The organism is Oricola indica (assembly GCF_965227485.1).
Classification (GTDB): domain Bacteria; phylum Pseudomonadota; class Alphaproteobacteria; order Rhizobiales; family Rhizobiaceae; genus Oricola; species Oricola indica.
In genome coordinates this window covers 3,001,349-3,012,013 of the sequence record NZ_OZ245747.1, presented here as the reverse complement: position 1 = coordinate 3,012,013, position 10,665 = coordinate 3,001,349, and the positions used below count along the sequence as shown (strand labels likewise).

Here is a 10,665-nt window from a genome sequence, read left to right as displayed (position 1 = left end):
GGCTTCTGGCTGTTACTCGACGCAGGCGTCGTGCAGGTTGATGCGGCTGTCGGCGCTCGGCTGCCAGCCCTTCAGGCGCTTGGAGACACCGTAGATGTCCTGCGGCACCCAGAGATAGACATACGGCACATCGGCCGCCGCCATCGCCTCGGCTTCGCGGTAAATCTCGGCGCGCTTGGCGCGATCCGTCTCGGTAACGGCCGCGTCGAGCAGGGCGTCGAGATCTGAATTTGCATAGCCGGCCGAGTTACCGCGGTCATTGGTGCGGTGCGTCGGGTTGAAGATGCCGTAGGGATCGAGCGAACCGTTGCCCCAGGACGTGAAGTACATGTCGCCGGATTTCGGCTCGCCCTTGGTGCGCCATTTGCTGGTAAGTTGTCCGCTTTCACCGACGGAAACCGTGGTACGGATGCCGGCCTTGGTCATCAGCGAGGCAACGGCCTCGGCGGTGTCCTTGTAGGCGCCGGTGGTGTCCATTGTTACGTCGATGCCGTCCGGATAACCGGCTTCGGCCAAGAGCGCCTTTGCCTTTTCCGGATCATAATCGATGCCCTCGATACCTTTGTTCTTGCCGAAGGCGTCGGGGCTCAGGATGCCGGAAATCGACGCCGCGTTGCCGCCGAGGATCTTGTCGATGATCAGGTTCTTGTCGATCGCGTGCGCGACCGCCTGGCGGACCTTCAGATCATCGAAATATTCGCCTTCCATATTCATCGCGATGAAGAAGGAGCGCGTGCCGTTCACGGTCATGACGTCCGTGTTCTCGTTGTTCTTCACCTGTGCGATAGAGAACGGCGGCAGTTCGTTGATGATGTCGACATCGCCTGCGAGCAGGGCCGCGACGCGAGAGGCCGATTCCGGAATAATCTTGAAGATCGCGCGGTCGACGCAGGCCTTGCCGACCGGCGCTATGTCCGCCGCGCCGCCGTAATAGTCGTCGAACCGCTCCATGATGACGGAATCGCCCGTGCGCCATTCCACCAGCTTGAAGGGGCCGGTTCCGTTGACCTGGGTCGCCATGCCCTCGGTGCCGACTTTCTCGACGAAGGCCTTGGACGTCATTTCCTGGAAGGGAAGCATGGCGGGCAGCAGCGGCCACGGCGATTCCAGATTGAAGCGTACCGTCGAGTCGTCGACGATATCGACGGACTGCAGCGGTCCGAGAAGGCTCTTGCGAGGGCTGGTCTGGTCATTGCCCATGCCGCCTTCCTGGATCAGCCTGTCGAAGGTGAACTTGATGTCTTCGACCGTGAGATCGGAGCCGTCGTGGAACTTGACGCCATCGCGGATCTTGAACTCGTAGGCGGTCGGCGAAACCTGGGTGAAGGATTCCGCGATTTCCGGCACGACGTTCATGGCCGCGTCGCGTGTCAGCAGCCCGTCATACATGTTTCGGATGATGGTTTCGGTTTCGCGGTTACGATGATTTGCAGGATCGAGCGTGTTGGCGTCGGCAGAAAATCCAACCCTGATCTCCGAAGCATGGGCGGCCGGCAAAGCGACGCACATTGCCGCGGCTGATGCTATGAGGGCTCGTTTAAGTCTGGTCATGGTGTCATCTCCCTTTGGTCGAGCGCCCGGCAACTCCGCGAATTTTCGTACTGCGACGCCGGATAGTATCGGGAATGCAAAGACCGTGCCATGTTGCGACAATTCGAAACGGTAAAAATTGCGCATTGATTCCAGATGTTTGGCTGGCTCGTTTCGGCAGGATTACAAAATTGCGTAGATCCAAGCGTGCAATTCACGCATATGTGAAAAATCCACGCGCGCGGTTTTAGGTACAGATCAGCGGATCAGTCGGCGCCTGCCAGTCGCCCGCCAAGCGGTCATGAGAGCGATTTCTTGATCTGTTTTCGGCTCATGCTGAGCGCAACCAGCCGTTATCCCAGTCAACGGTCGTGGAAGACCCCGCGGCGCCTAACCGACGCGGTCGCAAATGAACTGCAGTCCGTCCGCGCCCAGCCTGTCCTCCAACAGCGTGTTGAGCGCCATCGCTTCCGGAGCTCGGCCCGGAAGGCTCTCAATTGGACCGGAAAAAGCGGAACCCGAACCGCGGACCGCAATTTGCTCCAGCAGACGCCGCGGACTGCGCCGCTGCCATCGGCCACCGATGTCGTAGGGGAATGGCTTTCGGAAACGGCTGCGCCGGATTTCTCGTTGGCTCAGGCATTTGCCACGCAGGCTGACCAATGTTTCCAACTCGCCGAAAAGCGCATTCAGCAATGATAGGCCAAGACTCCGCGCAAGCGTGTTAGCGAGCGTGTGCGCGCCGTTGATGTAGTGCGCGCCGGTTTCGAAGCGGATCGAGGGATCCTGCGGCCACGCCGCAGTATGGATGCGCCCACCTTGACGGGTGGATGTCTCGAAAATGGCGATATGCTCCGCAGGCATCCCGGAACGAAGCAGTCGCCAAGCGCAGTAGAGGCCGGCTATTCCCGCGCCTACAATGACGACATCTTTGGAGCGATCAGGCATGGTGGCACGGCTGCTGAATTGCCCGTCAAGCTAGGCGTCATGCCCCCGGAAAAGCAAGCGCCTCGCAACTGCCCACGCAAAAAGACGTGGTAGTTGCATAGGCAGCAGTGTTTTCCTGTGGCAGTAGGGCCGGATCGGAACCGGAGCCGAAATTCATGAACTGGCTGGACTATTTCGTCATTCTTGCTGGCCTGGGTGCCGCGATCTGGCTCGCCATAAAGCTCAGACGCAAGTACCGGATGGCGCGCAACGTGAGACGGCCGGGTGACAAGACACACGACTATCCCGTGCGGCAGGACTGGTCGAAGAGCAGCGCCAAGGTCAACTACTCCTCCTTCGTATTCTACGATGTGGATCGCGACGGTCGTTACGGGCTTGCTGACCGCCCGATCACGGGTATCCATGTTCGCCTTTATAATGACGAAACGCATCTTCGCCGCTCGGTGTCTAACATCAACGGCTTCGCCAACTTCCTTTCCTCGACCACGCTGCGCCGCGCCCCAATTCGCAAGCCGGGGGCCTATCGATTCGAGGTCTCGGTGCCGCCCGGCTGGCGCGTCACGAGCAGAAACGACATCCAGACGGCGCAGTTTTCCGCCATGCCTGGATCGCCCGCGGGCATCGGTGCCGAGGCCATGCTGCGCCCCGTCGGACTGGCGCCACTCCGCTGGATCGGTGGGATGGTGAACAAAGACGGGATTTCCATCGAGGCACTAGCCAATGGGGAGGTTCTTGCGAGCCAGACGCCTGCGTCCGGCAGCCGGTTCCGTTTCGAATTGCCGGAAGAAACCGATTGCGTCAGGCTTTTCAGAGAAGGTGCCAGCGTCACCTTCGCGCCCGGAGCCTGTCCGGTGGAACTGGGCACGATCGCACCGGAGCAATCGGTTTTGTCCGACACCAGCGATTTGCGGACCATCGGCTTCGACGACCTGACCGCAAGCGGATTGAAGAAGGTTCCGAACGGTTACGCCGGGCTGGACTGGTTTAATCTGAACGCCATGTCGCGCGAGTTCACGTCGAACAGCTTCGGATATTCGAACGGCACGACGTCCGGCGATTACGCGGTCTATACCAGCAGCGGTCATCCGGCCGAGATATCGCGCGACGAGCCGTTTAGCCTGTTCTCGATGATGCTGACTGCGGCATGGGCGCAAAGTGAAGGGGAAACGGCCCTCGTCGAATGCTGGAACGGCGAAACGCTGCTGCGGTCCGATGAGGTCGCTGTTTCGTCCCTGACCCCGGTTCGTCACATGCCGATGCTGCCCGCGGTCACGCGCATTCGCGTATCCACGCGACATTACTGGCAGCTTGTAATCGACGATATCGTCATCGCCTGAAATGCCGGGAAGCTGGCAGGAAGAACGCCAAACGCAGCCCGGGCCGTTTGTCCTGAAACAAAAACGCCCGGCACGCCTCCATTCGAGACGTCCCGGGTTATCCGAAATTCGATCAGTCTAATCTGATACCGGATTAATTCCCGGTGCCGTTGGTACCGGTGACCGGCTTTAGAGCCGTTACGGCCTGCAGCGTGAGGCGGGATTTCTTCATGGTCGGTTTTTCATAACGCTTCTTTGTCAAATTCGCCTCCATTGCGATGCTCGCGTTCCGTTCCTCCACACCCGCGCGCTTCACGCAATGCCCCAGGCGTCTTGGATAAGGCTTTCGTTAGACCATAAGTACCGCATAAGCAAGATTTGGCGGGTAACGTGTACTGGCGCCGTTGCAGGTCCGCCACAACCTGATGCGGTGCCTGCTCCTGTCGGTCAGTCACGCGGTCGCGCTGCGGTCATGACGCTCAATAGCCGCACCAGCTTTCCGGCAGCACTGCTCCAGGGCAGACTCCGTCTCATCCGGATCCGCGCATCGGCGATGTCGCAGTCGATGGCCCTCTGGCGAACCGCCGGTGGCTCGCCGCTTGGGGAACCGAGGACCGCCGACAATTTCGCAGCCTTTATGCCGTGAACGCCGGCGACGCGCAGCGCCTCGAGACTGCCGAGCGTCGCGAACATGCGCCTGACTGCTTTCAGATCGACATGCGGTCCGATTGCAAGATCCCCAGGGTCGAGACGGGGATACCCGGCCCGCGACTTGTCCTGCGGCACCGCAGGCAGTTCGCCGTCAAGATAGCGTGGCACCGCCGTGGCTGTTAGCCGGTATCCGGCACGCCCGCAATGCAGGAAGAACTGCATCATTGATCCGGTCTCGGGAAAATCGAACGGCTCGACGGCGATGACGTCGCCGGTATCGAATTCCGGCGCCATGACATGCAAGGTAACGCAGGCCTCGGTGGTGATACTGCCGTCGAGGATCATTGCATAGGTCGTGTGCGGGCCGCGGTATTGCGGGAGAGGTGCGGGATGAAGGTTGACCGCGCGCGCGCCGAAGAGCGCCAGCATCTCCTGCGGGATGCGGAACGAGAACATGCAACTGATCATCGCGTCGGAACCAGTGGAACGCGCGGTCTCCACTGCACCCGCCCAGTTGGAAAGCGGCGGGACTTCGCGCATCGCGATTCCGTGCTTGCGCGCCAGCCGGCTGACCGACCAGTGTGGCGCCAGCACTGCCAGTCGGGCATCCCGATGGATCATCCCGCGATTTCGCGGGCGGCTGTACCAGATCTCCGAAATGCAGTTGCCCGCCTCGAGCCAGCCGCTGATGGAGCCAGCCGCTTCCGGAACAGGGCTGACAAGGAAGAGCGCCGTTCTCGCTGTCATGCCGTGCGGCTATTCGTGGAGAGAAGCCGGCGGTAGATGCGGCGCTGCGGCAAAAACCGCCAGCGGTGCTTGTCTTTTGCCGCGATCACCATCCCTCCCGTGATCAGCCTGCGTTCAAGGCTGCCCCACGGTATCGGCCCGAGCTTTTCCTGGAGCTCTCGGCTCTCCGGGCATCCGTAGATTTCGGATGCGAGGCGCAACATGGTTGCCGCCGCCAGGATGGCGCCCGAGCGTCCGACGCGTTCGGCAAGCTCGTCGCCGTCCACGCCCATGCGCGCGATCATCAATCCATCGACCACATATTGTAGGCGACCGAACAGGTGCGACGTGGCGCCATGGAGGGCGGCAAGCACAAGCCGGGCCGCCGGCGTCACGCCGCCATTGGCCGGATCGGCAAAGAGATCGTAGGTCAGCGTCTGGGCGGCGCGCAGCTCCGGCGCGTGCACGAGGTCCGTATGTACCTCCACCAGCGTGGTGCCGCCATAGTCATCGGCCCGAATCCAGCCACGCTCCGCATGGGATGCCCGCCTGACCGAAGGTGTAACCGCGCTGAAACCAAGTTCGCGAAGAACAGCGCCGAGATCATCCTCCGCGTCGGCGCGCACCAGCAGGTCGATGTCCGAGAATGTCCGGGCGTGAATGCCGCCATAGACGGCGATCGCGAAGTCGGGTCCCTTCACCGGCAGCGCCGGTATGCCCCGGGCGGTAATTCGCCCAACGATCTCGGTAGCTGTGTCGGCCAGCAGCGCGGCGCGCGCGATGTCGGACAGCCAGTGGTCTTCCGCATAGTCGAGCAGCGCTTCGGAAGCACGGTCGCGGATGGGCGGCTCGCCCGCCAGCATAGCGGCGGGATCGTCGCCAAGCTGGCGCTTGAGATTGCGCACCACGATCGGGCGGACGTTATGGCGGAATGCGAGATCGACAAGCGCCTCCAGGCGGCGGGAATCGCTCGCCGGCAAGGGCGGCGGCCGGTGATTGCCGTTCGGGCCGGCGGGGTCCGAAAGCCGCGCGAGCCAGCCACCCGCCGAGGATATCTTCATTCCGCGCACTCCGATGCCGCGCGCCCGTGCAGAACCTGCTGCATTAACTCCGGCAAGGTGTCCAGTTCCTCGCCCGCATTGAGCATGAAGCCCGGCACGCGCGAGACGACATCGGCAAGCACGTCGAATTGGTGCCGCGCCTTGGCCGTCATGCCGGCCGTTCGCTGCGCGACATTGTCATGGGCCAGTGCGACCAGCATCTCCGGCTTCGACATTGGCGACAGCGAATGCCCGGCCGCCGATCGCGTTCCGAGGAGGACGATCGCGCCCAGTTCAACGGGTTCCGGATCGATCACCGCCATGCGGTCGCGGAGTGCCGCCACCGGAATACCTTGTTCGCCATTCGCGTCCCAGACGTCCGCCAGCGGCCCGATCCATGGCAGCAGTTCGGCTGTTTTCCGGTGAACCTTGAGGTCGCGGGGCAAGGCCCAGACGCGTGGCTGGCCGTTGCCCGGCACGATCACGCTGGCATCATCGGTCATCAGCGCGAAGCCGCGCCGCGCCAGCGCAATCGATGTCGTGGTCTTGCCGGCGCCTGAATGCGCGCAGATCAGTATTGCCTTTCCCGATCGCTCCCCGACGAGACAGCCCGCATGGACCAGATGCTGGTTTTCAATTGCCAGCGCCGAATCCACGATCGGGATCGATGCCGAAACGAAGAACTCGCGTTCGCTGCCTGGTTTCGTATAGACCTCGGCCCGTCCCTCGGCATGTGCCAGCAGGGCCGCTACCTTGTCTTCCACGATCAGAAAGGCCGCATCGTCGCTTTCGTAGATCCGCCCGGCGAATCCGTCGGACATGATCCCTTCCCAGGTCATCGGAAAGTCCGGCGCATCAGGAAGGCGGTCCGTCTCCCGGATCCGAACGCGGAACGAGTTGCCCCCCTGCCTGGATGCAGTTGTCACGAATTCGGGAAAGGCGCGGGCCATCCCGTCGATCCACGTGCCGGTGTTGGCTGTTACCTGAATGCCGGATCCGAAGAAATCGAGATGTAGTACATGTTCAGGCACTGGCTATACCCAAAGACAAGCTCACACCGCTCGCAGAAGATTCTGATCCATCAGGTCATCTGCTATCTCGATTAGGTCGGCTTCGAGAAGCGATACATCGACATCATAAATGTCGGACAGCCGATTGACGATTTCCGCCAGGCTCTTGTTACCATCCAGTTCGTTCAGGAAAGCGACAGTCGTGTCGTTGACGGTAAACAATTCCCCGGAATCGAGTTTCAGGAGCACACCGCCTTCGTTCTCGCCCATGGATTTCAATGTTGCTTTCAACGAGATTACTAGCCTTGTTGCTGGGGAAATCCCGTTCCTGGATGCTTGCGTCATCAACTAGTGCTCCACGAATCTGCTCGCTTCTCGGCGAATTGAAACGGCGGGTCAAGTTCTGCCCCGTCTTCTATCGTCCATATAAGCTCTATCTGACAACCACGGCCGCTGGAGATCCAGACATTGCCCGTATCCTCCGCATTCAGATGACTGCTTCGGGTCAAAACCCGCCGGTTTCGGCCGATGAAATGATGTCCGCTTTGAGTGGTAATTCGGTCGTGCCGGGTATCAGCGGAAAGCGGCTGTCACATCACAACAATGGATGCCGGTCGTCCGCAACGAGTCGGCTGGTCGATTCTATTCCGGGATGTGATAGGTTATTATTCCCATAAACAAGCAGAGATTTTCCCGTGTGCGACAAACGGCCAGAGGTGTGAGAATTGGCGGCGCTCGACAATAACCGGCACGAGCGGTTCGCGCTCTTGATAGCCGAGGGAAAACTGTCGCAGGCAGACGCCTACAAGCAGCTCTACCCCAAGAGCGCCCTGTCTTCCGCTTCAGCCAATGCCTCGCGCTTGATAGCAGATGATAAGATTCGCGACCGAGTCGAGGAATTGCGTGTCGAGATCCGTAACGAGGCAAAGGACCAAGTCGTCAACGAGATCTCGTTCGATGCACGCCAGCAGTTCGAGCGGTTGGAGCGAACCTGTCAGAAGGCGTCCGAAGCCGGTGACTACAAGACGGCCATCCAAGGCCGTCTGGCGATGTTAGAAATGTTCGGGTATCGCGATCATCCGACCCTGACCCATGAGCATGTGAACGGGAAGCGGATCGACGTTCATCGATCTCAAACGGGTCTCGAGCGGGAGCCTACAGCGCCTGCACGCAACGTAAGCCGCTTCACTGATATCGCTGCGAGATATCGAAAGTGAAAAAATACAAGTGCCGTGAGGTTATCAGCGTAATCCGAAGCGAGCTTGGTTTCGGAGCATGCATCGAACTGATGCGGCTGACGCTCTAAATGAAAAGGGCATTACGACATCAGTATTCCTCCGCTCCGGTCGCAACGGCATGTCATTGCCGTAAATAAGCGCTCTTCCGGAGCTTTCTCGATCCCAATCGACCGCCCCCTACGCCGATTTGAATAGCCCCGAGTTTTCTAGACGCCCTCGGTGCTCATTTCCTGCTGCCGTTCGAACTCAACGGGCGACAGCATCCCGTTCCTCACGTGCTGGCGTTTCGGGTTGTAGAACATCTCGATATATTCGAACACGTCCTGCCGGGCTTCGGCTCTGGTCTTGTAGGTCCGGCGCCGTATCCGCTCTCGCTTGAGCAGATTGAAGAAGCTCTCGGCAACCGCGTTATCATGGCAGTTTCCGCGCCGGCTCATCGAGTGTTCCAGATTGTGAGCCCTGAGGAATGAGGCCCAGTCCATGCTGGTGAACTGGGAACCCTGGTCCGAATGGATCAGCACCCGGCTCTTCGGCTTCCGTCTCCACACCGCCATCAGCAATGCCTGCAGGACTACGTCCGTCGTCTGACGGCTCTGCATCGACCAGCCGACGACGCGCCGGGAATAGAGATCGATGATGACGGCCAGATAGGCGAAGCCTTCCAGTGTTCTGAATGGAGTAAGAAGCGCTTTCGCGCTTCTCCTCCCCGAACCGTACGTGCACCTTTCAGCGCATACGGCTCTCCATTCAAGCTTGGCCCATGGCCAGCCATGGAGACCATCTCGGCGTAACGACTTCACCTCAATCCCCTTTTCCCACGGGCTACGTCACCCTGCCAGTTGACGGCAGGCCACCGCCGCTTGGGCTCATGCCCCTTCACAGCAAGGGACAAGGCATTTCGGTTTCCTCCTTTCTCCAAGCATTCCAGACACATGCACCCCAGACTATCCGGGTCGAGGCGCACTGTAGGTGATGTCGGTGACCCAGATCCGGTCCGGCGCATCCACATCGAACTGTCGGTCCAACGTGTTGTCGACGACCAATGACGGCTTGCCGCCATGGCTGCCCGGCCGACGCTTGTAGCCGATCTGGGCCTTGATGCCCGCCAGTTTGGCCAGACGTGCAACGCGGTTCGGGCAGCACGTCTCGCCCTGATCCAGCAGATCGTCGTGCAGCTTCCGATAGCCATACACCTTGCCGCTGTCCTTCCATGCTGTCCGGATGAGTTCGGTCTGGCGCGCGTCTTCGCGGGCGCGCTTGCTCAACGGATTCTTGAGCCAGGCGTAGAAGCCGCTGGGTTGGATGCACAGGCAACGACACATTGCCCGCACCGAAAACAGCGGGCGATGATCGGCGACGAACGCGTATCTCAATTTGCATCCTTGGCGAAATACGCGGTGGCTTTTTTTAGAATGTCGCGCTCCTCGGTGACGCGCGTAAGCTCTCTCTTCAAGCGCCGGATCTCTGCATCCTTGTCATCGTCATCAGAAGGCTGTGAAAACTTCTTCTTCCACGCGTAGAGCGAGTGCGGACTAACGCCCAGCCGCTTCGACACCTCCGCTACCGGATAGCCCCGCTCAGTGATCTGCGCCACCGCGTCCCGTTTGAAATCGTCGCTGAAATTGGCTTTGCCCATCATGGCCTCCTTGCCTCAAAATTAGGGAAGAAGGCGTCTACGAATCTAGGGGCTATTCAATTAGAGCGATGATCTTCTCAGGAAGATAGCAAAACTGTCAGTGAATACGCACGGTACATAACCAGAACAACACAGGTTGTGGATAACGGAAAAAAGCTGGGGCAGGGTGCTTTGTGCGTCTAGCCCTGCCACATGCATGAAGTAGAATCAGCGACATGGCATCGGTTTCCCGATGTGCTCTAAAGATGTCGCGAGGTTCGCATGGAAAAACTACTCAATCCGGCACAGGCCGCCGAGATACTCAGCCTAAGCAAATCGACGCTGGCGAAGATGAGGTTGAGCGGAAGATCGCCGAAATACATCAAGTTAGGGCGACGTGTCGCATATCGCCAGTCGGATTTACAGGACTGGATAGAAACCCAAAGCTTCAACTCGACAGCAGAATACGAAGCCAAGCGTGCTTTCTGACGCATTCCAAAATAGCGACTGTGGCGACACTGGATGTTGCCCTGTCTCCCCGTCTGGTGCCGAAACCAGTGCACGAGACATGCCTCTGTCGTTGCGCTGGGA

General features: G+C 59.9%; 9 protein-coding genes and 2 pseudogenes. 3 read left to right on the top strand and 8 right to left on the bottom strand.

Translation table 11 applies throughout. From position 1 onward, the window contains the following. Positions 1 to 12 precede the first annotated feature (12 nt). Together ACQK2M_RS15085 and ACQK2M_RS15080 are read right to left on the bottom strand one after the other, a co-directional pair. Positions 13 to 1,551 (bottom strand): ABC transporter substrate-binding protein, encoded by a 1,539-nt coding sequence (locus tag ACQK2M_RS15085; protein WP_425418457.1) that lies wholly within the window; start codon positions 1,549 to 1,551, stop codon positions 13 to 15. A 369-nt stretch (positions 1,552 to 1,920) separates the two neighbouring features. Continuing rightward, the gene (locus ACQK2M_RS15080; protein ID WP_425418456.1) at positions 1,921 to 2,478 is read right to left on the bottom strand and encodes an NAD(P)-binding protein; all 558 of its coding nucleotides are present in this window, start codon (positions 2,476 to 2,478) and stop codon (positions 1,921 to 1,923) included. Positions 2,479 to 2,633: 155 nt separating this feature from the next. Between ACQK2M_RS15080 and ACQK2M_RS15075 the strand changes: the two genes are divergently transcribed. Further along, positions 2,634 to 3,815, top strand: coding sequence for a hypothetical protein (locus tag ACQK2M_RS15075; RefSeq protein ID WP_425418455.1), 1,182 nt, complete (start codon positions 2,634 to 2,636; stop codon positions 3,813 to 3,815). Positions 3,816 to 4,241: 426 nt separating this feature from the next. Here ACQK2M_RS15075 and ACQK2M_RS15070 read toward each other — a convergent pair whose 3' ends face one another. Genes ACQK2M_RS15070 through ACQK2M_RS15055 form a run of 4 tightly spaced genes read right to left on the bottom strand, consistent with a single transcriptional unit; the run spans position 4,242 to position 7,566 of the window. Continuing rightward, positions 4,242 to 5,192, bottom strand: a complete 951-nt coding sequence (locus ACQK2M_RS15070) for a formyltransferase family protein (RefSeq protein WP_425418454.1) — start codon at positions 5,190 to 5,192, stop codon at positions 4,242 to 4,244. Then, entirely contained in the window at positions 5,189 to 6,232 is a 1,044-nt protein-coding gene (locus ACQK2M_RS15065) for a nucleotidyltransferase family protein (RefSeq protein ID WP_425418453.1), read from the bottom strand. The genes ACQK2M_RS15070 and ACQK2M_RS15065 overlap by 4 nt, the downstream gene beginning before the upstream one ends. Beyond that, a complete protein-coding gene (locus ACQK2M_RS15060) occupies positions 6,229 to 7,242 on the bottom strand; it encodes a hypothetical protein (protein WP_425418452.1) in 1,014 nt (337 codons plus the stop codon). The genes ACQK2M_RS15065 and ACQK2M_RS15060 overlap by 4 nt, the downstream gene beginning before the upstream one ends. A gap of 21 nt (positions 7,243 to 7,263) precedes the next feature. Then, entirely contained in the window at positions 7,264 to 7,566 is a 303-nt protein-coding gene (locus tag ACQK2M_RS15055; protein ID WP_425418451.1) for a PqqD family protein, read from the bottom strand. A gap of 380 nt (positions 7,567 to 7,946) precedes the next feature. Here ACQK2M_RS15055 and ACQK2M_RS15050 point away from each other — a divergent pair, with 380 nt between their 5' ends. Continuing rightward, entirely contained in the window at positions 7,947 to 8,438 is a 492-nt protein-coding gene (locus ACQK2M_RS15050; protein WP_425418450.1) for a hypothetical protein, read from the top strand. A 227-nt stretch (positions 8,439 to 8,665) separates the two neighbouring features. Here ACQK2M_RS15050 and ACQK2M_RS15045 read toward each other — a convergent pair. Continuing rightward, a pseudogene (locus tag ACQK2M_RS15045) lies at positions 8,666 to 9,142 on the bottom strand (IS3 family transposase); the annotation flags it as partial. A 264-nt stretch (positions 9,143 to 9,406) separates the two neighbouring features. Next, positions 9,407 to 10,095 (bottom strand): annotated as a pseudogene (locus ACQK2M_RS15040) (IS3 family transposase); the annotation flags it as partial. A gap of 261 nt (positions 10,096 to 10,356) precedes the next feature. Between ACQK2M_RS15040 and ACQK2M_RS15035 the strand changes: the two are divergent. After that, on the top strand, positions 10,357 to 10,563 hold the full coding sequence (locus ACQK2M_RS15035) for a helix-turn-helix transcriptional regulator (protein WP_425418449.1): 207 nt from the start codon (positions 10,357 to 10,359) through the stop codon (positions 10,561 to 10,563). Positions 10,564 to 10,665: the final 102 nt, after the last annotated feature.

What these genes read in the sequence shown, in the direction of transcription:
- ACQK2M_RS15035 (WP_425418449.1), top strand. Translation starts at nt 10,357, where the DNA reads ATGGAAAAACTACTCAATCCGGCACAGGCCGCCGAGATACTCAGCCTA.
- ACQK2M_RS15085 (WP_425418457.1), bottom strand. Translation starts at nt 1,551, where the DNA reads ATGACCAGACTTAAACGAGCCCTCATAGCATCAGCCGCGGCAATGTGC.
- ACQK2M_RS15080 (WP_425418456.1), bottom strand. Translation starts at nt 2,478, where the DNA reads ATGCCTGATCGCTCCAAAGATGTCGTCATTGTAGGCGCGGGAATAGCC.
- ACQK2M_RS15055 (WP_425418451.1), bottom strand. Translation starts at nt 7,566, where the DNA reads ATGACGCAAGCATCCAGGAACGGGATTTCCCCAGCAACAAGGCTAGTA.
- ACQK2M_RS15070 (WP_425418454.1), bottom strand. Translation starts at nt 5,192, where the DNA reads ATGACAGCGAGAACGGCGCTCTTCCTTGTCAGCCCTGTTCCGGAAGCG.
- ACQK2M_RS15075 (WP_425418455.1), top strand. Translation starts at nt 2,634, where the DNA reads ATGAACTGGCTGGACTATTTCGTCATTCTTGCTGGCCTGGGTGCCGCG.
- ACQK2M_RS15065 (WP_425418453.1), bottom strand. Translation starts at nt 6,232, where the DNA reads ATGAAGATATCCTCGGCGGGTGGCTGGCTCGCGCGGCTTTCGGACCCC.